Annotated in this window: 21 protein-coding genes (1 of these 21 running past the window's edge); 14 read left to right on the forward strand and 7 right to left on the reverse strand. The window is 64.9% G+C overall.

The genetic code is table 11. The features are described from left to right. Nucleotides 1-104: 104 nt before the first annotated feature. Nucleotides 105-866: an SDR family NAD(P)-dependent oxidoreductase gene (locus ACZBJS_RS37195; protein ID WP_316396064.1), complete on the reverse strand. Its 762-nt coding sequence runs from the start codon at nt 864-866 to the stop codon at nt 105-107. A gap of 110 nt (nt 867-976) precedes the next feature. Here ACZBJS_RS37195 and ACZBJS_RS37200 point away from each other — a divergent pair, with 110 nt between their 5' ends. The 3 genes from ACZBJS_RS37200 to ACZBJS_RS37210 all read left to right on the forward strand — a co-directional run bounded on the left by ACZBJS_RS37200 (nt 977) and on the right by ACZBJS_RS37210 (nt 3394). After that, nucleotides 977-1492: a CvpA family protein gene (locus ACZBJS_RS37200; protein WP_057017839.1), complete on the forward strand. Its 516-nt coding sequence runs from the start codon at nt 977-979 to the stop codon at nt 1490-1492. Between the two features lie 133 nt (nt 1493-1625). Then, nucleotides 1626-2408 (forward strand): SDR family oxidoreductase, encoded by a 783-nt coding sequence (locus ACZBJS_RS37205; RefSeq protein WP_057017840.1) that lies wholly within the window; start codon nt 1626-1628, stop codon nt 2406-2408. Beyond that, nucleotides 2405-3394, forward strand: a complete 990-nt coding sequence (locus tag ACZBJS_RS37210) for an NADPH:quinone reductase (protein WP_076828120.1) — start codon at nt 2405-2407, stop codon at nt 3392-3394. The genes ACZBJS_RS37205 and ACZBJS_RS37210 overlap by 4 nt, the downstream gene beginning before the upstream one ends. A 182-nt stretch (nt 3395-3576) precedes the next feature. On the opposite strand, the gene ACZBJS_RS37215 is transcribed toward ACZBJS_RS37210, so the two are convergent. Then, a complete protein-coding gene (locus tag ACZBJS_RS37215; RefSeq protein WP_057017842.1) occupies nt 3577-3990 on the reverse strand; it encodes a DUF3775 domain-containing protein in 414 nt (137 codons plus the stop codon). A 119-nt stretch (nt 3991-4109) separates the two neighbouring features. On the opposite strand from ACZBJS_RS37215, the gene ACZBJS_RS37220 reads away from it, so the two are divergent. The 4 genes from ACZBJS_RS37220 (at nt 4110) to ACZBJS_RS37235 (ending at nt 7864) form a co-directional block, all read left to right on the forward strand. Then, a complete protein-coding gene (locus tag ACZBJS_RS37220) occupies nt 4110-4958 on the forward strand; it encodes an MBL fold metallo-hydrolase (protein ID WP_253625377.1) in 849 nt (282 codons plus the stop codon). Between the two features lie 140 nt (nt 4959-5098). Next, nucleotides 5099-5941, forward strand: coding sequence for a fumarylacetoacetate hydrolase family protein (locus ACZBJS_RS37225; RefSeq protein WP_316396062.1), 843 nt, complete (start codon nt 5099-5101; stop codon nt 5939-5941). A gap of 158 nt (nt 5942-6099) precedes the next feature. Continuing rightward, the gene (locus ACZBJS_RS37230) at nt 6100-6714 is read left to right on the forward strand and encodes a glutathione S-transferase family protein (protein ID WP_028333557.1); all 615 of its coding nucleotides are present in this window, start codon (nt 6100-6102) and stop codon (nt 6712-6714) included. Between the two features lie 280 nt (nt 6715-6994). Then, the gene (locus tag ACZBJS_RS37235; RefSeq protein ID WP_316396061.1) at nt 6995-7864 is read left to right on the forward strand and encodes an MBL fold metallo-hydrolase; all 870 of its coding nucleotides are present in this window, start codon (nt 6995-6997) and stop codon (nt 7862-7864) included. A gap of 230 nt (nt 7865-8094) precedes the next feature. Here ACZBJS_RS37235 and ACZBJS_RS37240 read toward each other — a convergent pair whose 3' ends face one another. Beyond that, a complete protein-coding gene (locus ACZBJS_RS37240; RefSeq protein ID WP_057017846.1) occupies nt 8095-8637 on the reverse strand; it encodes a methylated-DNA--[protein]-cysteine S-methyltransferase in 543 nt (180 codons plus the stop codon). Between the two features lie 144 nt (nt 8638-8781). Here ACZBJS_RS37240 and ACZBJS_RS37245 point away from each other — a divergent pair, with 144 nt between their 5' ends. Continuing rightward, nucleotides 8782-9591 carry an alpha/beta fold hydrolase gene (locus tag ACZBJS_RS37245; RefSeq protein ID WP_316396060.1) on the forward strand — a complete coding sequence of 270 codons (810 nt, stop codon included), beginning with the start codon at nt 8782-8784 and terminating at the stop codon, nt 9589-9591. A gap of 168 nt (nt 9592-9759) precedes the next feature. Here the strand turns inward: ACZBJS_RS37245 and ACZBJS_RS37250 are convergent, their stop codons facing one another. Then, nucleotides 9760-10215: a carboxymuconolactone decarboxylase family protein gene (locus ACZBJS_RS37250; RefSeq protein ID WP_229189202.1), complete on the reverse strand. Its 456-nt coding sequence runs from the start codon at nt 10213-10215 to the stop codon at nt 9760-9762. Nucleotides 10216-10325: 110 nt separating this feature from the next. Between ACZBJS_RS37250 and ACZBJS_RS37255 the strand changes: the two genes are divergently transcribed. From ACZBJS_RS37255 to ACZBJS_RS37275, 5 genes are all read left to right on the forward strand, one after another. After that, nucleotides 10326-11192 carry a sigma-70 family RNA polymerase sigma factor gene (locus ACZBJS_RS37255; RefSeq protein ID WP_057017848.1) on the forward strand — a complete coding sequence of 289 codons (867 nt, stop codon included), beginning with the start codon at nt 10326-10328 and terminating at the stop codon, nt 11190-11192. A 64-nt stretch (nt 11193-11256) separates the two neighbouring features. Further along, nucleotides 11257-12507 carry a M20/M25/M40 family metallo-hydrolase gene (locus tag ACZBJS_RS37260; RefSeq protein WP_316396058.1) on the forward strand — a complete coding sequence of 417 codons (1251 nt, stop codon included), beginning with the start codon at nt 11257-11259 and terminating at the stop codon, nt 12505-12507. Between the two features lie 235 nt (nt 12508-12742). After that, nucleotides 12743-13417 (forward strand): GntR family transcriptional regulator, encoded by a 675-nt coding sequence (locus ACZBJS_RS37265; RefSeq protein WP_057017850.1) that lies wholly within the window; start codon nt 12743-12745, stop codon nt 13415-13417. Between the two features lie 135 nt (nt 13418-13552). Continuing rightward, nucleotides 13553-14353, forward strand: a complete 801-nt coding sequence (locus ACZBJS_RS37270) for a phytanoyl-CoA dioxygenase family protein (RefSeq protein WP_050425629.1) — start codon at nt 13553-13555, stop codon at nt 14351-14353. A gap of 132 nt (nt 14354-14485) precedes the next feature. Further along, complete coding sequence (locus ACZBJS_RS37275) at nt 14486-15793, forward strand: NAD(P)H-dependent oxidoreductase (RefSeq protein ID WP_316396057.1); 1308 nt, start codon at nt 14486-14488, stop codon at nt 15791-15793. A gap of 214 nt (nt 15794-16007) precedes the next feature. Here ACZBJS_RS37275 and ACZBJS_RS37280 read toward each other — a convergent pair whose 3' ends face one another. Then, nucleotides 16008-17093 carry an NAD-dependent epimerase/dehydratase family protein gene (locus ACZBJS_RS37280; RefSeq protein ID WP_316396056.1) on the reverse strand — a complete coding sequence of 362 codons (1086 nt, stop codon included), beginning with the start codon at nt 17091-17093 and terminating at the stop codon, nt 16008-16010. 308 nt (nt 17094-17401) lie between these two features. Between ACZBJS_RS37280 and ACZBJS_RS37285 the strand changes: the two genes are divergently transcribed. Next, the gene (locus ACZBJS_RS37285; RefSeq protein ID WP_057017852.1) at nt 17402-18490 is read left to right on the forward strand and encodes a TRAP transporter substrate-binding protein; all 1089 of its coding nucleotides are present in this window, start codon (nt 17402-17404) and stop codon (nt 18488-18490) included. Nucleotides 18491-18621: 131 nt separating this feature from the next. Here the strand turns inward: ACZBJS_RS37285 and ACZBJS_RS37290 are convergent, their stop codons facing one another. Together ACZBJS_RS37290 and ACZBJS_RS37295 are read right to left on the reverse strand one after the other, a co-directional pair. After that, a complete protein-coding gene (locus ACZBJS_RS37290; RefSeq protein ID WP_076827472.1) occupies nt 18622-19257 on the reverse strand; it encodes a hypothetical protein in 636 nt (211 codons plus the stop codon). Between the two features lie 249 nt (nt 19258-19506). Next, nucleotides 19507-20000, reverse strand: the 3' portion of a protein-coding gene (locus ACZBJS_RS37295) for a hypothetical protein (protein ID WP_316396055.1). Its footprint extends 172 nt past the window's final position; 494 of the gene's 666 nt are visible here — the last part of the coding sequence; the start codon falls outside the window, past its right edge; the stop codon is at nt 19507-19509.

The following is a 20000-nucleotide window of genomic DNA, read 5'->3' on the forward strand; positions in this document are numbered from 1 at the left end:
TCGCGCCCGTATCAACTGGATGTTCACAACGGACAAAGCTCGCACCAAACTGGGGCGCGCCTATCCAGGCATACCCAAAGAGTCAAAATCACTGTGACGAGCTACTAGTTCAGCAAGAACCCGCCATCCACCGTCACCACCGTCCCGGTCATGTAGCGCGAGGCGTTCGAGGCCAGCAGCATGATCGCGCCGTCGAGATCGGACTCGGCACCGACCCGGCGCTGCGGGATGCGCTTGGCGAGCCGCTCGCCTGCCGGCGTCGACCAGAAATCATGGTTCATCTCGGTATCGATATAGCCCGGCGCCAGCGCGTTGACCCGGATGTTGTTGCCGGCGAGCTCCAGCGCCATCGCCTTGGTACCCTGGATCATGCCGGCCTTGGAGATCGCGTAGGGCGACACCGCCTTGAGCACGCCCTGCCCGAGCACGGACGCGACGTTGATGATATTGCCCGGCTGCTTGCGCGCCATCATGCGCCGCGCAAGGTCGGTCGCGAGGAAGTAGGCGCCCTTCAGATTAGCGCCAATCACGGCGTCCCAATCCGCCTCGGTCTGCTCGGTCGCGAGCTTCTCGATCGCGATGCCGGCATTGTTGATCAGGACCGTGACCGGACCGAGCGCGGCTTCCGCGGCGTCGAGCGCTTTCGCGATGCCGGAAATATCCGCGACGTCCATCTGCACCGCGGCAGCGCGGCCGCCCTTGGCCTTGATCTCCTCCGCGAGGCTTTTCAGCTTCGGGGTCTGGCGCGCGGCCAGCACCACCGCGGCGCCATGTGCCGCCAGCACGCGGGCGAATTGCCGCCCGAGCCCCTGCGAGGCGCCGGTGATGAGGATGATTTCTTTACTGACATCGAATAGGTCGGACATCGACAGGTTCCCGGATTGAAGCGGACGAGTGATAGCGACAATTGTCCCTGATGTAAGCAGGTTTGATCAACCAGGGGACAGTAGGAGATTGGGGCAGGAATTCCTCATCCATGAATCTCTTCGACCTTGCCGTCATCCTCGGGTCGGTGTTCGCAGTGGTGACCGGCTTCACGACCGGCCTGTTGCGCAGCGCGGTCACTATCCTGGCCTATCTCGTCGCCATGCCGCTTGCGGTCGCCGCGCTGGCGATGATCGGGCCCCACATCGCGACGCTGCCGTCGTCGCCGTTTCCGCCCAATGGCGTGCTGCTGTTCGGCCTCTTTCTCCTGATTGGCGTCATCCTCGGAAAGATGGCGCGGACGATGCTCGACGACACCATCGGCTCGGAGATCGGGATCGGCGACCGCCTCGGCGGCGCGCTGCTCGGCGCCATCAGGGTCGGCCTCGTCGTGACCACGCTGGTGCTGGTGTTCGATCAGTTGGTGCCGCTCGCCAGACAGCCGCAATTCCTCAACGGATCGCAATTGCGGCCGTTGTTCTCCGCGGCCGGACAGGCCGGATTCCGCTCGCTGCCGCCCGAGGCCACCATGGCGATCGAGCGGCTGCGGCGCGAGCAACGCATCTAGGGCGCCGGCCCACCGCACTGTTCCTGCCCGGCATGCACTTATGCATTGCACGTCCCTTATCGGCGCCGCCGAGCTTCGCTAGACTGGTGCAATCAAACCTTTACAAACCGACCGACATCACAGGGAGTGAACCGTGGATCTTGGAATCAAAGGCCGCCGTGCCATCGTCTGCGCATCGAGCAAGGGACTGGGCCGCGCCTGCGCGATCGCGCTCGCCAATGAGGGGGTGCACGTTACCCTGACGGCGCGCGGCGCCGAGGCGCTGAAGCAGACCGCCGACGAAATCCGCAAGGCGCACCCCGGCGTCACCGTCACCGAGATCGTCGGCGACATCACGACGGCGGCGGGACGCGAAGCCGTGCTCAAGGCCTGCCCCGAGCCCGACATCCTGATCAACAATGCCGGCGGCCCGCCGCCGGGCGATTTCCGCAACTGGACCCGCGACGACTGGATCAAGGCGATCGACGCCAACATGCTGACGCCGATCGAGCTGATCAAGGCGACCGTCGACGGCATGATGGCGCGCAAGTTCGGCCGCATCGTCAACATCACCTCGGCGGCGGTGAAGGCGCCGATCGAGATCCTCGGCCTGTCCAACGGCGCCCGCGCCGGCCTCACCGGCTTCGTCGCCGGCCTGTCGCGCAAGACCGTGATCAACAACGTCACCATCAACGGCCTGCTGCCGGGCCCGTTCGAGACCGACCGCCTGCGCGGCACCGCGAAGCCCGAGGCCGAGAAGCGCGGCATCTCGGCCGAGCAGGTCCTGGCCGAGCGCGCCAAGCTGAACCCCGCCGGCCGCTTCGGCGATCCCGACGAATTCGGCTATGCCTGCGCATTCCTGTGCGGCGCCAAGGCCGGCTTCATCACCGGGCAGAACCTGTTGCTCGACGGCGGTGCCTTCCCAGGTACGTTGTGAGAGCTGTTTGGTACGAACGGACCGGCGCGGCGCCGACGGTGCTTACCGTCGGCGAGATGCCGACGCCCGAGGCTGGTCCCGGTGAAGTCCGGGTTCGCCTCGAGGCGTCCGGCGTCAACCCGGCCGATGTCGGCCGCCGCAGCGGCAACTATCGCGCGATGGAATTCCCGCGCGTGATCCCGAACAGCGACGGCGCCGGAATCATCGACCAGGTCGGCGAAGGCGTCACGCGCTTTGCCGTCGGTGATCGCGTCTGGCTGTTCAACGGCCAGCGCAACGGCCGCGCCTTCGGCACCGCGGCCGAATACATCACGCTGGCCGACTATCTGGTGACGCCGCTGCCGCAGGACGTGTCGTTCGCGGCAGGTGCTACGCTCGGCATCCCCTGCATGACCGCGTGGTGCGCGCTGTTCGCCGACGGTCCGATCTCCGGGCAGACGGTGCTGGTTACCGGCGGCGCCGGCGCGGTCGGCCACTACGCCGTGCAATTGGCAAAATGGGGCGGCGCGCGCGTAATTGCGACCGTCAGTTCGCAGGTCAAGGACGTCGAGGCACGGCTCGCCGGCGCCGACACCGTCGTCAACTACCGGACCGAGGATGTCGTCTCCAAGGTGATGGCCTTCACCGAGAACCGCGGTGTCGACCGCGTGATCGACGTCGATTTCGGCGGCAATCTCGCGACCACGCTGAAGATCATGGCCATGAACTCGACGATCGCGGTCTACGCCACCAACGGCAACCGCACCCCCACGCTGCCGGTGCGCGAATTAATGGAGAAATGCATCACCGTGCGCTCGCTGGTGCTGTTCGCGCTGCCGCCGCCGCTGCTCGCGGCCGCGCAGGCCGACATCACCAAATGGCTGGCGTCGGGCACCCGCGTGCACAATATCGCCGGGCAATTCGCGCTCGCCGAGACCGCCGACGCCCATCTCGCCGTCGAGAAGGGCGACAAGATCGGCACCGTGATCGTCGACTGCGCGCGTTAGCACGGTTTCTCCTTCCTGCTCCCTCTCCCCGTTCTTACGGGGAGAGGGTTGGGGTGAGGGGCTGTCACCGCAAAGACGGTGAAGGCAAAGATTGCGGAGGCCCCCCTCACCCGGAATTCAAGCTACGCTTGAATTCCGACCTCTCCCCGCAAGCGGGGCGAGGTAAGCAAGGAGCCGCATCCTTAGTGGATCGGCGTGATGCGTTCGTCGCTCGGCCCCAGGCCAAACTCGTCGAGTCCTTCAGCCAGGAGATCGCCGAGCATCGGCTCGCCCAACAGATAGTTGGCGACATGGCCGGTGCGTCCGCGCGCCGCCTCGCGGCGCAGATCGGCCCATTCCTCGATCGTGCCGTCGCCGCGGCCGAGCCGCATCAGGGCGACGAGGTCGACCTGCTCGTCCTCGCTGAGCGCGTTGATGAAGCCGGTGATCTCGCGCGCCACCGGATCGGTGCCGTCATCCTCCAGCACATCGATCATGTCATCGTCGGCGCCGTTCGAGCCGGAGTCGGGATCGACGAGCCCCTCCTTGACGTCGAATTCCCGCGCCTTCTCGATCAAGAAGCCGACCTTTTCAGGGGAGATTGCGAGTTCCGGCATTGCACACTCCTTCGTCCAACGAGGCGGTAACGCAGGAGGCGCCGACTTGATCCATTGCGTCGGCGTGCGGAAACCCGCATGGTCCGGCAAGAGCAACAAAAAAATAGAGGACACGCCGCATGCACTGGACCGTAGGCAAGGTCAGGATCACGAAAGTCGTCGAGCTCGAGACGGTCGGCAGCACCCGCTTCATCCTGCCGCTGGCCGGCCGGGAAGAGATCCAGAGCCTGCCCTGGCTGATCCCGCATTTCGCCAACGAGGACGGCCGGCTGAAGATGTCGATCCATTCGCTGCTGGTGGAAACGCCGGAGCACCGCATCATCGTCGACACCGGGCTCGGCAACGACAAGCAGGGCCGCAACGTGCCGACCTGGAACAACCGCAGCGATCCGTTCCTGGAAAAACTGACCACAGCCGGATTTGCCCCAGACAGCATCGACACCGTGCTGTGCACGCATCTGCATGTCGACCATGTCGGCTGGAACACCAAGCTCGTCGGCGGCAAATGGGTCCCGACCTTCGCCAAGGCGCGCTACGTGTTCGGCAAGACCGAATACGAGCACTGGCGCGACCATAGCGACGATCCCGCGCATGCCGCCGTGTTCGCCGATTCCGTGAAGCCGATCGCGGATGCCGGCAAGGCCGAACTGGTGCCGAGCGATCACCGGCTGACCGAGGAGATCACGCTGATCCCGACGCCCGGACACAGCCCCGGCCATATGAGCATCCACATCAGGTCCGGCGGCGAGGAAGGCCTCTTGACCGGCGATGTCGCGCATCATCCCTGCCAGATGTACCACCTCGACTGGTCGTCTACCGCGGACTCCGACCAGCAGCAATCGGCCGCGACGCGGCGCGAATTGTTCGCGCGCTTTGCCGATACGTCGACGCTGGTGATCGGCGGGCATTTCAATGCCGGCCACATCAAGCGCGACGGCGACGCGTTCAGGTTTATCGCGCTGGGCTGATTGGACCGAAATGGCCTTGAAATAAGGCTTGGCAGCAATGCAGCGCGCTCAGGGCGGTTGAATTTCCCGGCGCGCTGTTCCATGAAGCGTGTCGAGGTATACCAGTAACAATCCTCAGGACATCGTAGGGAGTGATCAACATGAAGCTTGTTCGTTATGGCGAAAAGAGTGCGGAAAAGCCCGGTCTGATCGACAAATCCGGCCAGCTCCGCGACCTCTCGGCCCATCTGAAGGACCTGACCGGCGATGCCTACACGCCGGAATCGCTGAAGAAGCTTGCTGCCCTCGATCCCGCCTCCCTGCCCGCCGTCGCCGGCAAGCCCCGCTTCGGTGCCCCCGTCACCGGCATCTCCAAATTCGTCGCGATCGGCCTGAACTATTCCGACCACGCCAAGGAAACCGGCAACCCGATCCCGTCCGAGCCGATCTTCTTCCTGAAGGCCAACACCGCGCTGTCCGGTCCCAACGATCCGGTCGAGAAGCCGCGCGGTTCGACCAAGCTCGACTGGGAAGTCGAGATCGCCGCCATCATCGGCACCCGCGCCAAATATGTCTCGGAGGCCGACGCGCTGAACCACGTCGCCGGCTACTGCATCTGCAACGACGTCTCCGAGCGCAACTTCCAGATCGAGCGCCTCGGACAGTGGACCAAGGGCAAGTCGCACGACACGTTCGGCCCGGTCGGCCCGTGGCTCGCCACCAAGGATGAAATCGCCGACGTGCAGAAGCTGTCGATGTGGCTCGACGTCAACGGCCAGCGCCGCCAGACCGGCACGACCTCGACCATGATCTTCACGATGGCGAAGTGCATCTCCTACGTCTCGCAGTTCATGACGCTGCTGCCCGGCGACATCGTCACGACCGGCACCCCGCCCGGCGTCGGCACCGGCATGAAACCGCCGCAATATCTCAATGTCGGCGACGTCGTGACGCTCGGCATCGAAGGCCTCGGCGAGCAGCGCCAGGAAATCGTTGGGGCGTAGTTTTCGGGGATACAGCGCAATCTCTCCCCTCGTCGTCCCGGCTCCCGTGCGCAATTGCGCACTAGGCCGGGACGACATCGAGTATGTTGCGTCATCGAGAGTCATACATTCACTGTCTCTCAGGATGACGACTGTGTGTTCGTAAAGAGGTCATCTCCATGAAACTCACCTTCTCTCCCGCCTCCCCGTTCGCCCGCAAGGTGCGCATCGCGGCGATCGAGCTTGGCCTGATCGACAAGATCGAGCTGGTGCCGGCGACTGTCGCGCCCGGCACGGCCAACGACGAATATTCCAAGATCTCGCCGCTGAAGAAGCTGCCGGTGCTGATCCTCGACCATGGCGACGTGATTCTGGATTCCTACGTCATCGTCGAATATCTCAACGAGCTCGGCGGCGGCCGGCTGATCCCGGGCTACGGCCCGCGACGCTGGAAGCTGAAGACCGATCACTCCCTGCTCAACGGCATGCTCGATTCCATGCTGCTGTGCCGCTACGAGAAAATGGTGCGGCCGCAGGGCTCGCTGTGGCAGGCCTGGCACGACGATCACTGGAACAGGGCCTGGGCCGGCATGGCGCGGTTCGAGAACCGGCCGGATGTTCTCGATGGCTCGTCGTTCGACATCGCGCAGATCGGCCTCGTCTGCGTGCTCGGCTATGCCGATTTCCGCTTCGCCGATTGCGGCTGGCGCAAGGCCTATCCCAAGCTCGACGCCTTCTACCAGAAGATGCTGGAGCGGCCGTCGGTGAAGATCTCGGCGCCGCCGGCGGCGTGACCACGGCAACAGCGGGGAGCATGTGACGCGCGAATGCCTCCCCGCCTCTCACCTCCCGGCGCAGGTCTTGTGCATCGCCGGCCTGGCTCCGATCTCGACCTTGTGATGATGACGACGGCAGCCCGGTACGGCCAGCCGAAGGAAGGCCTTGCGGCGATGGATATCCTTGCCAACATCATCATTCCCGCCGTGCGCGACGCGCACTAGAAACTTTTTTCGCGTTTTCTTCGCGCGAACCGGACTCCACTTCGCTCGAAAACGCCAACGCCAAGGAAGCACCATGAGCCTGAAGTTTGCCGCCGGCGATCTCACCATTCATCGCATCGTCGAGCAGGAGACGACGTTCCTGCCCGCGCACGACATGCTGCCCGGACTGACGCCGGACGTGCTCGCCGAGAACCGCGGCTGGATGAGAACGGCGGGTGCGCTCGACGACAGCGACACGCTGATCCTGGCGTTCCAGTCCTACGTCGTGAAGACACCGCACCATACCATCCTGATCGACAGCTGCATCGGCAACGACAAGCCGCGGCCGGCGCGGCCGAAATGGAATATGAAGACCGACGACAACTATCTGCGCAGTCTGGCGTCAGCCGGCTTCTCCGTCGCTGACATCGACTATGTGATGTGCACGCATCTGCATGTCGATCACGTCGGCTGGAACACGCGGCTGGAGAACGGCCGCTGGGTGCCGACCTTTCCAAACGCGCGCTACGTGTTCGACAAGGCCGAGTTCGACTACTGGACCGAGAGCAACGCGAAGGCGGAAGTCCCGCCTTTCGTGGACAGCGTGCTGCCGGTGGTCGAGGCCAGGCGCGCCGAGATCGTCGGCCATGACTTTGCGATCGGCGACCATGCTCGCATCCTGCCGACGCCCGGCCACACGCCGGGCCACGTCGCCTTCGCCTTCGGCCGCGGCAAGGACGCTGCGGTCTTTTCGGGCGATCTGATGCACTCGCCGATCCAGACGCATTATCCGGAGCTGTCGGCGAAGTTCGATGTCGACCAGGCGCAAGCCGCGAAGACGCGGCGCGGCTTCCTGGAGCGTTATTGCGACACCGACACGCTGTGCTGCCCCGCGCATTTCCCCTCGCCGTCGATTGGCAAGATCAGGCGGAAGGGCAGCGGGTTTGTGTGCGAAACGGTGTGACGTGAGCCAAACTCGCGATAGTCGCACTCTGCCACCCTCCCCTGGAGGGGTCGAGACGAGCGTAGCTCGCTCTCTGGGTGGCTCACATCAGGCGCAGCGCAATGTGAGACGGGGTGGGGTGATCTCTCAACGCGGGCAGCGCCCGTTACGAGAGACCTTCACCCCACCTCTGTTCGCATTTCATGCGAACCGATCCTCCCCTCCAGGGGAGGATAAGAAGAGCGTGCACCTCAATCAAACAAGCTCGGCGTGTGGTTCACGATCGCGCCTTCGATCTGCAGCATCTTCAGCTTGGTGACGACGCCGCCATTGGCCGAGAAGCCGCCCGGCTTGTTGCCCGCCGCCAGCACGCGGTGGCAAGGCACCACGATCGGGCACGGGTTGCGGCCGAGCGCCTGGCCGACATCGCGTGACAGCTCGACCCCGCCGAGCTGCTTGGCGATATCGCCATAGGTTACGGTCTTGCCCGGCGGGATCTTCCGCGCGATGTCGTAGACGCCGCGGTTGAATTCCGGCACGCCGTCGAGATCGAGCACAATGTCGGCAAGGTCGTTCGGCTTGCCGGCGAGCAGCTCGATCATGCCGTCGATCGCGTGCTGCACCTCGGCCGGCGGCGCCGCCTCGGTGACCTCGCCGTTGCGCTGGAAGATCCGCTTGCGGGTCTTCTCCTCGGTGCCCATCGGCAGCTGCACCCCGGTAACGCCGTGCTCGCCCCAGACGACGCCACAGGCGCCGATCATGGTCTCGAAGATTGCAAAATGCTGGCCGGTCATGGCTCGCTCCAGATGTTCCCTTCAGCTCTCGCGTGAGCCTGCTGTTGATCCGGAATCTAGGCTTGGAGAATGTTGCTATCCACCCGAATTCCGTGGGAACTTCGGCCAAATCAACAACATCTCCTGCCTCTCCGCGAGCCCAAAATGCACAGCCTCCACGTCAACGGTTTCGACATGCCCTATCTCGATGTCGGAGAGGGCCCGCCGCTGGTCTGCGTGCACGGCTCGCTGTGCGACTTCCGGATCTGGTCGGCGGTGCTCGGCCCGCTGACGCGGCGGCACCGCGTGATCGCGGTCAGCCTGCGGCATTTCTTCCCGGCGCATTGGGACGGCATCGGCGACACCTATTCGATCGCGCAGCACGTCGACGATGTGATCGCCTTTATCGAAAAATTCGACACCAGACCGGTCGACCTGATGGGGCATTCCCGCGGCGGCCATATCTGCTTCCGCGCCGCACAGCGCCGGCCCGACCTGTTGCGCAAGCTGATCCTCGCCGAGCCGGGCGGCGAGCTCGACGAGACCCTCGATCCAGATTTCAAGCCGGGCCCCTCGCCGCTGGCAGCACGCTTCGCGGCATGCGCGGCGGAAATCGCCAAGGGCGAGATCGACGGCGGCTTGCAGATCTTCATGGACGCACTCGAAGGCCCCGGCGCGTGGAAGCGGATTCCGGCAACCTCCAAGCAGCTGCTGCGCGACAATGCGACCACGCTGATCGGCCAGACCCGCGACCAACGCCCGTCATTCTCGAAGGCGGACGCGGAAGCGATCAAGACGCCGACGCTGTTCATCGGCGGCGCCAACACCAAGGGCGTGCTGCCGAAGGTGCTGCACGCGCTCGCCGCCAATGTGAAGGGTTCGCGCACCGAGATGATCCCGGGCACTACCCATCCGATGTTCGAACAGGCCCCGCAGCGCTACTGCGAGATCGTGCTGGAGTTTCTCTCCGCGTAAGCGATGCACCCTCTCCCTTGTGGGAGAGGGTGGCGCGATGGCGCGCAGCGGCATCGTGCCGGGTGAGGGGTTCTCTCCGCGGAGGCAGACCCCTCACCCGCCACCGATGCGACGCATCGGTGGCGGCCTCTCCCACAAGGGGAGAGGCGAAGTAAGAAAGCTACTCTCTCACACCTTCCAGGCGCCGACCGGCTGGCGCACCGCGACGTTGAGCCGGTTCCAGACGTTGATCGCCGCGATACCCAGCACCAGGGACGCGAGCTGCTGCTCGTCGAAGTGCTTGGCCGCCTCGTCCCACACCGCGTCCGTCACCGGATCCTCGCGGTCGCTGAGCCGGGTCACCGCTTCGGTCAGCGCCAGCGCGGCGCGCTCGGCCTCGGTGAAATACGGCGCGTCGCGCCAGGCACCGACCGCGAACAGCCGCTCGTCGGTCTCGCCGGCACGCCGGGCGAGCTTTGGGTGCATATCGACGCAGACGCTGCAGCCATTGATCTGGCTGGCGCGCAGATGCACCAGTTCCAGCAGCCTTTCCGGCAGAGCTGGCTTGGTGCTCTCGCTCAGCGCCTGCAGCGCCTTCATGGCCTCGGGAACAACCATCACCGGGTGGTTCATGCGGGCTTTCATCATGTCATTCTCCTGAATTGCCTTTTGACGGCGCCGTGCCGATCTGTTGTCACATCGGCGCAGTTTCGTTCGTCATGGCCATGACGGAGCGGACAAAGGGAATGTGACCGATGGACGAGAAAAATTCTCTCACCGAGCAGTTCGAGGCCAACCGGCCGCGCCTGCGGGCGGTGGCCTATCGCATGCTGGGCTCGACCGCCGAAGTCGACGATGCCGTGCAGGAAACCTGGCTGCGGCTCGGCCGCACCGACACGGCGGCGGTCGACAATCTCGGGGGCTGGCTGACCACGGTGATCGCGCGCATCTGTCTCGACATGCTGCGCTCGCGCAAATCGCGCCGCGAGGAGCCGATCGGCCCACATGTGCCGGAGCCGATCGCGGACAATCCGTCCGAGCGCGAGACCGAGATGGCCGATTCCGTCGGCGCCGCGCTGCTCGTGGTGCTGGAAACGCTGGCGCCGGCCGAGCGGCTGGCTTTCGTGCTGCACGATATGTTCGCGGTGCCGTTCGAGGAGATCGCGCCGATCGTCGGCCGCACGCCGGCCGCCGCGCGGCAGCTCGCCAGCCGTGCCAGGCGTCGCGTGCAGGGCACGCCGCCCGCACCGGATGCCGATCTCAGCCGGCAGCGCGGCATCGTCGAGGCCTTTCTTGCGGCGTCCCGCAACGGCGATTTCGAAGGACTGCTGGCCGTGCTGGCGCCCGACGTCGTGGTGCGCGCCGATCAGGCTGCGCAGCGGCTCGGCTCGCTACCCGTCATCCGCGGCGCCGCAGCGGTTGCCGAAAGCTTTAGGGGACGCGCGCAGGCGGCGAGGCCCGCGCTGGTCGACGGCGGGATCGGCGTTGCCGTCATCTTCGGCGGCGCGCTCCGCGTCGTGCTGCAGGTCACGATCTCAGGCGACCGGATCGCGGCGATCGATGCGACCGCCGACGTCTCGGAGATCGAGACCTTCGATGTCGAGGTGCTTGAGCGCAGCTGACACAGCTGGAGGCAGCAAAGTCGCAATGCTAGTGTCTCTCTGCATCTGCGCAGGGAGGACAATCATGAAACTATCCATCAAATTGCTCGCGTCGGCCGGCCTGCTCGCCCTTACCTCCTCCTCCGCCTTTGCCGCCGCAGACGAGAAGCTGCGTGCGGCCGCCGAGCAGGCCCAGCCGGCCGTGATCGAGAGCCTGCACGACATGGTGCTGATCGAGTCGGGCTCCGGCGATGTCGAAGGCCTGAAGAAGATGGCCGACTACACCGAGGCACGGCTGAAGGCGCTCGGCGCCAAGACCGAGCGGCGCAAGACCACGAAGGGCGCCGGCGCCGACATGGTGATCGGCAGCTTTGAGGGCAGCGGCACGAAGAAGCTGATGCTGATCGCGCATATGGATACGGTGTATGAGCACGGCATCCTCGACACCCAGCCCTATAAGGTCGACGGCAACAGGATCTACGGACCCGGCATTGCCGACGACAAGGGCGGCATCGCCGTCATCCTGCATGCGCTGAAGATCCTGAACGACGCGGGCTGGCGCGACTACGCCAAGCTCACGGTGTCGTTCAATCCGGATGAGGAGGTCGGCTCGATCGGCTCCGGCGAGATCATCGCCGAGCTCGCCGACCAGCACGACGTGGTGCTGTCCTGCGAGCCGACGGTGGCGCCGCCGGTGGCCAAGAACGAGAGCCTGCTGCTCGGCGCCAGCGGCACCGCCACCGGCACGATCGATGTGAAAGGCAAGGCCTCGCATGCCGGCGCGGCGCCGCAGCTCGGCCGCAACGCGCTGATCGAGCTCGCGCATCAATTGCTGCAGACCCAGGACATCGCGAAATCGATTCCGGGCACGCAGCTGAACTGGACCACCGCGAAGGCCGGCACTGTGCGCAACCAGATCCCCGATCATGCCACCGCCGGCGCCGACATCCGCCTCACCATTCCCGACGGCGTGCAAAAGCTGCAGGCCGCGCTCGACGAGAAGGTGAAGAACAGACTGATCGCGGACACCGAGGTGACCGTGAAGGTCGTCGCGGGCCGTCCGCCGTTCGTCGCCGATGATCGCGGCCGCGCGCTCGCCAGGCAGGGACAGGCGATCTACACCGAGCTCGGGCGCACGCTCGACATCGCGGAAATGACCGGCGGCGCGACCGACGCCGGCTACGCCGCACGCAGCGGCAAGGCGGTCGTGGTCGAAAGCTTCGGCCTCGCCGGCTGGGGCTATCACGCCCGCGACGAATACATCGACACCAACTCGATCGTGCCGCGGCTCTATCTGATGACGCGGACGCTGATGGAGCTGGGCAAGGCGAAGTAGCGTTTCCGAAAAACTCGTCATGCCCGGGCTTGTCCCGGGCATCCGCGGCTCTGGTCCCGGCATCCAAGCCCGGCCATCACGACGTTGGGACGGCTGTCGCAGCGCGGCCCGGTCAAAAACCGGCCCATTCTCAATCGCTTAGCGTGGTCGCAAACCGGAGCCTTGACCGCTCCCCCAACCCGCAGTAACTTCATTTTCGAACACGGAATTCCGTATTCCAAACTGGACAGTCGGTATGATCCCGTTGGACCCGCTTCCAAACCTCATCGACCAGGTTTACGGGCGATTGCTCGAAGCGATCATCGACCGCACGCTGCTGCCTGGCCAGCGCATCACCCAGAACGAACTTGCCGATCGGCTCGGCGTCTCGCGCCAGCCGATTTCGCACGCCCTGCATCTGTTGCATCGCCAGGGCCTTGTCGCGGAGAGCGGCAAACGCGGCTTCGAGGTGACGCAGCTCGATCCGCAGCGCATCCGCGAACTCTATGAAGTCCGCGGCGCCATCGATGCGCTGGCGGCACGGCTTGCCGCTACGCGTGTCAAGGAAGATGCCGCGGCACGCGCGCAACTCGAAGCCGCGCTCGAAGCCGGACGCGCGATCGACGACGGCACGCCGCTGGCGCGCCTGATCGCACTCGACGTCGATTTCCACAGCGCGATCTATCGCCTCGCCGGAAATTCCGCGATCGAGGAGATGATCGCGCCGCAATGGCCGCATATGCGCCGCTCGATGGCGACCGTGCTCGCCGAGCTCGATTACCGCGGCAGCGCCTGGACCGAGCACGAGACCATCGCCGCGCATGTTTTTTCCGGCAATGCCGCAGCGGCAGAAGCCGCGGCGCTGGCGCATGCGCAGACGGCAGGACGGATGACCGAGGAGAAGCTGAGGGCAATCGACGTGGCGGCGTGACGTTCCCGCCGTCGTTCCGGGGCGGTGCGGAGCACCGAACCACAGATGCGCAATTGCGCATCGGGGAACCTCGAGATTCCGGGTTCGATGCTCACGCATCGCCCCGGATGACAATAACAACAGGAGGAAAGCACCATGAAACTGACCCAAGAGCAGGTCGAATTTTTCCATCGCGAAGGCTGGCTGTTCCTGCCCGAGCTGTTCAGCCAGGAAGAGGTCGACTTCCTCGCGCGCGAAGCAGTCTCGATCTATGACGCCAACCGCCCCGAGGTGTGGCGCGAGAAGAGCGGCGCGCCGCGCACGGCCTTCGCCGCGCATCTCTACAATGAGGCGTTCGGCACCCTCGGCGCGCATCCGCGCATGATCGACCCCATCGAGCAGCTGTTCGGCGAGAAGGTCTACATGCATCAGTTCAAGATCAACGCGAAGGCGGCCTTCACCGGCGACGTCTGGCAGTGGCACCAGGACTATGGCACCTGGAAGCGCGATGACGGCATGCCGGAGCCGCGCGCGATGAACATCGCGATCTTCCTCGACGAGGTGATGCCGATCAACGGCCCCTTGATGCTGGTGCCGCAGAGCCAGACCGCGGGCGATCTGAAAGCCTCGCACGATCTCGAAACCACATCCTATCCGCTGTGGACGCTGGACGAGGAAACCGTGACCCGCCTCGTGAAGCAGGGCGGCATCGTCGCGCCGACCGGCAAGCCCGGCGGCATGCTGATGTTCCACGGCAATCTGGTGCACGGATCGAGCGGCAACATCACGCCCTACCCGCGCAAGATCGTCTACCTGACGCTGAACGCGGTCTCGAATTACATCCGCACCCCGACGCGGCCCGACTACATCGCGCACCGCGACTTCACGCCGATCCAGACCGTCGCCGACGACGCGCTGCTGCGGCTCGCTCGTGCACCGCGGCAGGCGGCGGAGTAAAGTCTTCGACCGTCATTCCGGGGCGGTGCGTTAGCGTCGAACCGCAGATGCGCAGTTGCGCATCGGGGAATCTCGAGGTTCCGGGTTCGCGTTTCACGCGCCCCGGAACGACCCTTTTGTTTGGAAAGCATCATGAACCTGCATCACCTCCTCAAAACCCGCGCCGCCGCCGGCAAGCCGGTGCGCGTCGTCCTGATCGGCGCCGGAAAATTCGGCTCGATGTTCCTGTCGCAGGTGCCGCACACGCCGGGGCTTGAGGTGCCCGTGATCGTCGATCTCGACCGTGACCGGGCCCGCGAGGCGTGCCGCACGGTCGGCTGGGACGACGCGCGGATCAGCGCCACCACCTTCACCGACGACGGCGCGCGTGCGATCGCCGGCGGCGCATTCGATGTCGTGGTGGAAGCGACCGGCAATCCCGCCGTCGGCATCCGCCATGCCCGCGCGGCGATTGCCGCCGGCAAACATGTCGTGATGGTCAATGTCGAGGCCGATGTGCTGGCGGGGCCGCTGCTCGCCGAGGAGGCACGCAAGGCCGGCGTGGTCTATTCGCTGGCCTATGGCGACCAGCCGGCGCTGACGGCCGAGCTGGTCGACTGGGCCCGAGCGACCGGCTTCCGCGTCGTCGCCGCCGGCAAGGGCACGAAATACTTGCCGGCCTATCACGACGTCACGCCGGACGGTGTGTGGCAGCATTACGGGCTCACCGCCGGCGAGGCGCAATCCGCCGGCATGAATCCGCAGATGTTCAACTCCTTCCTCGACGGCACCAAATCCGCGATCGAGATGGCGGCGATCGCCAACGCCTGCACCCTCGAGGTGCCGTCGGAGGGATTGCTGTTTCCGCCCTGCGGCGTCGACGACCTGCCGCATGTGATGCGGCCGCGCGACAAGGGCGGCGTGCTGGAGAAATCCGGCATCGTCGAAGTGGTGTCGTCGCTGGAGCGCGACGGCCGTCCGGTGTTCCGCGATCTGCGCTGGGGCGTCTATGTGGTGCTGGAGGCGCCCAACGATTATGCCGCCGATTGCTTCAAGCAGTACGGCCTCAAGACCGACGCCTCCGGCCGCTATGCGGCGATGTACAAGCCGTATCATCTGATCGGACTCGAGCTGAACATCTCCGTGCTGTCGGCAGCGCTGCGCAACGAGCCGACCGGGCAACCGCGCGGCTTCCGCGGCGACGTCGCAGCGGTGGCCAAGCGCAATCTGCGCGCCGGCGAGACGCTCGACGGCGAAGGCGGCTACACCGTGTGGGGCAAGCTGATGCCGGCCGCCGCCAGCCTCGCCGCCGGCGCATTGCCGATCGGGCTTGCGCATCGGGTGAAGCTGAAGAGCGACGTCGCCCATGGCGCTGTCGTGCGCTGGAGCGATGTCGAGGTCGACGAGAGCAACGATACGATCAAGACGCGCAAGGCGATGGAGCAGGCGTTTTCGCGCTGACGCTCGAACGACGGGACGTCCATCACCTCTCCCCGCCCTTTGCGGGGAGAGGTCGGGTCGCCCCGGCGATGCGAAGCATCGTCCGGTGTGATCCGGGTGAGGGGCGAGGCATGATGCTCAACAAGCGACGAAGTGCTCGCCGGATGGAGGCCCCTCACCCCAACCCTCTCCCCGTAAGAACGGGGAGAGGGAGAAGACAGAGCGGGGCTGAATACTACGGCAGCAGCCGGCTCGCCTTCGCCAGCCTGAACCACTTCCGGAACATCGCTTCCGTATCCATCATCTCGGTGAAGCCGGCCTGGTTGATCTTCACCGTCGAGACGATCGACGGCGGACCAGCTTCAGTCTGTCCGTAGCGCATGCTGTAATCGGCATATTGGAAGGACAGGCCGACGAATTCCTCCAGGCCGGGCGCGATCAGGTCGTGCGTCCTGCGCAATTCGTCCCACGGCGCGATCCATTTCGGATATTCCTGCGCCAGCGACAGCGGCACGTGCCGGCCCGGCGTCATCTCGAGCGCATCCGATACCGCCGGCCAGATATTTTCCCAGGTGAAGACGTCGCCATTGGTGACGTTGAACGCTTCATTGCGCGCAGCCTCGGCGTCGCCCGACCAGGCGATCGCGCGTGCCAGCAGATCGACATCGACCGCTTGCGCGACGCGCGGCGCGCCGCCCGGATAATCCAGCGGCCTGCCCTGCGCCCGCAGCACCGCCGCGTAGACGCCGAGGGGCGGGATCAGATCCATCGCGCCGCCCATGGCTTCGCCGATGATCAGGACCGGGCGCAAGATGCTCCAGTGCCAGCTCTTGCCCCGCTGCAGCTCGCGCAGGAAATTCTCCTGCGCCCAATAGAAATTCGGCTGCTCGTACATCTCCGAACGGCCCTCGCGTGCCGGCACCGTGAGCGGCCGGACATGCACACCATAGGCCTTGGTGCCCTGCAGCAGCGCGACATGCTTGAGATCGGGCGCGACGGGTTCGAGCACGCCCATCAAATTGCGCAGCATCCGGTCGTTGGTTTCGATCTGGCCGGCATCGCGCCAGCCATCAACCAGGCTGGGCGCCTCATAGAGCGCGGCGTAGATCAGGTGCGTTGCGCCGGCGAGCTCGGCCGCGGCGCGACGGCAATCCTCCGCGCTGGTGAGATCGATTCGCACATGCCGTGCGCCGTAGAGATCGCGTGGCTTGCGGCGCGACAGCGCAATGCGCTCGCAATCGCGGGATGCGCCGAAGTGTCGCAAGGCGGCGTTACCCACGAGGCCGGTCGCGCCGGCAACCACGACTTTCTTGTTGGCCATGTCCTTGAACTCCCATCAACCCACCCGCCCTGCGTAGCAGATCGCGGCAGGGCCGGCAGCCATCGCGGCGGGTATCGGATGAGACCGACAGCGCCGATTGTCCTTCGCACCTGCAAGGAAGGCAGGCGCTTGATTTCCTCCGGCAAACGATCATCCTGACCGGTGGAACCGGAAACTCGGATTTCCACGACAAGAGCCCGTCGAGGGCCACCGGACACATTCATCACAGAACGTCGATCGATCGGCGAAGAAAGACGGCACCAAGATCGTTCCCCTTGTCGAGGTATCGGCACACAGGAGGGATACGCATGAAACGTCGTGAATTCTTGAAGGCAGGCGGCGTCGGGCTGGCTGCGACGGCGGTCGCCGCGCCCGCGGTCGCGCAATCGATGCCGGAGGTCAGGTGGCGGCTCGCGGCGAGCTGGCCGAAGGCGCTCGATACGCTCTATGGCGGGTGTGAATTCTTCTGCAAGCGCGTCGCCGAGATCACCGACAACCGCTTCCAGATCCAGCCGTTCGCCGCCGGCGAGATCGTCCCCGGCCTGCAGGTGCTGGACGCCGTCTCCAACGGCACGGTCGAGATGGGCAACACCGCGCTGTATTACTACTGGGGCAAGAATCCCGCCTTCACCTTCGGCACGTCGCTGCCGTTCGGCCTCAACACGCGCCAGCACATTTCCTGGCTGCAATGGGGCGGCGGCACCGACCTGCTCAACAATCTGCTCGCTGAATTCAACTGCATCGGCATTCCGACCGGCTCGACCGGCGCCCAGATGGGCGGCTGGTTCAGGAAGGAGATCAAGTCGATGGCGGATTTCCAGGGCTTGAAATTCCGGGTCGGCGGCTTCGCCGGCACCATCATCGCCAAGGTCGGCGGGGTGCCGCAGCAGATCGCCGGCGGCGACATCTATCCGGCGCTGGAAAAAGGCACCATCGACGCCGCCGAATGGGTCGGGCCGTATGACGACGAGAAGCTCGGCTTCGTCAAGGTCGCGAAGTTCTACTACTACCCCGGCTGGTGGGAAGGCACCGGCCAGGGCCACAATGTGATGAACAAGGACAAGTGGAACGCGCTGCCGAAGCACTATCAGGCAGCGATCCAGGCGGCTTCCGAGGACACCTTCACCTGGGTGACCGGCAAATATGACGCGGTCAACCCGCCGGCGCTGAAGCGCCTGATCGTGGCCGGCGCGCAGTTGCGGCCATTCCCGCAGGAGGTGCTGGAAGCCTGCTACAACGCGGCCAACGAGATCTACGCGGATCTTTCCAAGAGCAATCCGCATTTCGGCAAGATGCATGCGAGCCTCGCCGCTTATCGCAACGAATCGCTGGCCTGGATGCAGGTCGCCGAGCTCTCGTTCGACAGCTTCATGATGCGGATGCGCACGCGCACCTGAACCGGACGCGTCCCGAGACAATAAAAAAGCCCCGGAGAAATTTCTCCGGGGCTCATCTTTGATTCGGCTGACGGCTCAGGGCGTGATCCGGAAAAGTGCGAAGCGGTTTTCCGGCGAGATCATGCGACGCATTAATTGTCGTCGCTGCCGCCGAACTCTTCCATCAGCTTGTCGTAGCTCTTGGTCACGAGATCGATGTTGCCCTTGTTCTCGACCGCAGGCGGCGGCGACTTCAGGGCGTCGTTGAGGTCGGCGAGCGCGTCCTTCTTGTCCTTGGCCGACATCTTCTTGTCGGCCTGGACCTGGGCGATCTGCGCCTTCAGCACGGCCTCGGGACCGACATATTTCTTGGTCTGCGGATCGAAGCCGCCGAGCACCAGCGAGATGTTGTCGACGACGTTGTTGTACTCGTCATAGCTGGCGAAGCCGTTCTTCTTGGCGATGCCCTCGAGTTGACCGACGATCTTCGGATCCGGCTTGGCGTCCTGGGAAAGCTTCGCGGTGATCGGGTCCATTTCCTTGGCCGCGGCGAGCGCGCCATCGACCTGCTTGTCGGTCAGCGCGATCTGCTTGATCGGCGGGGCCTGGTCCTGTGCCGGAGCCGCAGCCTGCGCGGGTGGCGCGGCTTGCGCGGGCTGCTTGGCCGGCGGCGCCATCTGCTGCTGCTTGGCTTGCGCGAATGCGCCGCTGTTCGACGCCGCGGTCATGGCGATCGCAAGACACGCGACGCTCAGCGCAGCAGTTACGGGACGGACGATCTCACGCATGGAAGTCTCCTTGTTGGGGCAGGTTTTGCCGAGCTTCTTGGGTGGAACAGGTACGGAAATCGAAATGAACGGCCCATGAACTTTGGTCGTAGACGATGAAGGTCAATCGTGGCCGAATCATCACAAAGCGTTCAAGGAGTGTTGATCGCAATGCCCAGCCAGCAGTCGAGCAGCACAATGGGATCGCGATCAGCGGCGCGGCCGAAGTCTATGCGCACCCGTGCACGGCGAGCGCTGACGGTCCGCCGCTCAGGAGTTCTTCTTCAGCTTGAATGACTCGAAGAACCTGTCTTTGTTTGCAATGACCAGGTCCCGATAGGCATTGGGAAACTCGATCGTCAATGTGTAGCGCGTGCCCTTCGCATCGATGCAGCGCATGTACATGGTCTTGCCGCCATCGCTCACCGTCAGGGGCAGAATCTCGGCATCGCCGCTTGTCTTGCGGACGACGTCGGAAACCTTGTTCGCCGGATTTGCGGCCAGCGTTTTCGGGATTGAAGCGAGATCCGGCGGCGGCTTGTTGCCCGGCGGCAGCTCGACCGCGACAAACTTGATTCCTTCGGAGCTCTTGCCGCCGACCACATGCGTGATCTCACCGGTCTGCGCGTCGCGCGTGGTGAAATCATTGAACGGAATCGGCAGCAGCACCGAGAAGGAGCCCTTGCTCGATACGGCAAGATGCCATCCCGACCCATCATCGGCAGAGACCCCGGCCCGGTGCATTTCCAGCTTCGGCTCCGCCA

This window comes from Bradyrhizobium sp. KZN70725 (genome assembly GCF_055264925.1).

Bases quoted from the DNA above. Each gene is read 5' to 3' on its own strand.
- ACZBJS_RS37195 (WP_316396064.1), bottom strand. From the start codon at position 866: ATGTCCGACCTATTCGATGTCAGTAAAGAAATCATCCTCATCACCGGC.
- ACZBJS_RS37200 (WP_057017839.1), top strand. From the start codon at position 977: ATGAATCTCTTCGACCTTGCCGTCATCCTCGGGTCGGTGTTCGCAGTG.
- ACZBJS_RS37215 (WP_057017842.1), bottom strand. From the start codon at position 3,990: ATGCCGGAACTCGCAATCTCCCCTGAAAAGGTCGGCTTCTTGATCGAG.
- ACZBJS_RS37220 (WP_253625377.1), top strand. From the start codon at position 4,110: ATGCACTGGACCGTAGGCAAGGTCAGGATCACGAAAGTCGTCGAGCTC.
- ACZBJS_RS37225 (WP_316396062.1), top strand. From the start codon at position 5,099: ATGAAGCTTGTTCGTTATGGCGAAAAGAGTGCGGAAAAGCCCGGTCTG.
- ACZBJS_RS37230 (WP_028333557.1), top strand. From the start codon at position 6,100: ATGAAACTCACCTTCTCTCCCGCCTCCCCGTTCGCCCGCAAGGTGCGC.
- ACZBJS_RS37235 (WP_316396061.1), top strand. From the start codon at position 6,995: ATGAGCCTGAAGTTTGCCGCCGGCGATCTCACCATTCATCGCATCGTC.
- ACZBJS_RS37240 (WP_057017846.1), bottom strand. From the start codon at position 8,637: ATGACCGGCCAGCATTTTGCAATCTTCGAGACCATGATCGGCGCCTGT.
- ACZBJS_RS37245 (WP_316396060.1), top strand. From the start codon at position 8,782: ATGCACAGCCTCCACGTCAACGGTTTCGACATGCCCTATCTCGATGTC.
- ACZBJS_RS37250 (WP_229189202.1), bottom strand. From the start codon at position 10,215: ATGAAAGCCCGCATGAACCACCCGGTGATGGTTGTTCCCGAGGCCATG.
- ACZBJS_RS37255 (WP_057017848.1), top strand. From the start codon at position 10,326: ATGGACGAGAAAAATTCTCTCACCGAGCAGTTCGAGGCCAACCGGCCG.
- ACZBJS_RS37260 (WP_316396058.1), top strand. From the start codon at position 11,257: ATGAAACTATCCATCAAATTGCTCGCGTCGGCCGGCCTGCTCGCCCTT.
- ACZBJS_RS37265 (WP_057017850.1), top strand. From the start codon at position 12,743: ATGATCCCGTTGGACCCGCTTCCAAACCTCATCGACCAGGTTTACGGG.
- ACZBJS_RS37270 (WP_050425629.1), top strand. From the start codon at position 13,553: ATGAAACTGACCCAAGAGCAGGTCGAATTTTTCCATCGCGAAGGCTGG.
- ACZBJS_RS37275 (WP_316396057.1), top strand. From the start codon at position 14,486: ATGAACCTGCATCACCTCCTCAAAACCCGCGCCGCCGCCGGCAAGCCG.
- ACZBJS_RS37280 (WP_316396056.1), bottom strand. From the start codon at position 17,093: ATGGCCAACAAGAAAGTCGTGGTTGCCGGCGCGACCGGCCTCGTGGGT.
- ACZBJS_RS37285 (WP_057017852.1), top strand. From the start codon at position 17,402: ATGAAACGTCGTGAATTCTTGAAGGCAGGCGGCGTCGGGCTGGCTGCG.
- ACZBJS_RS37290 (WP_076827472.1), bottom strand. From the start codon at position 19,257: ATGCGTGAGATCGTCCGTCCCGTAACTGCTGCGCTGAGCGTCGCGTGT.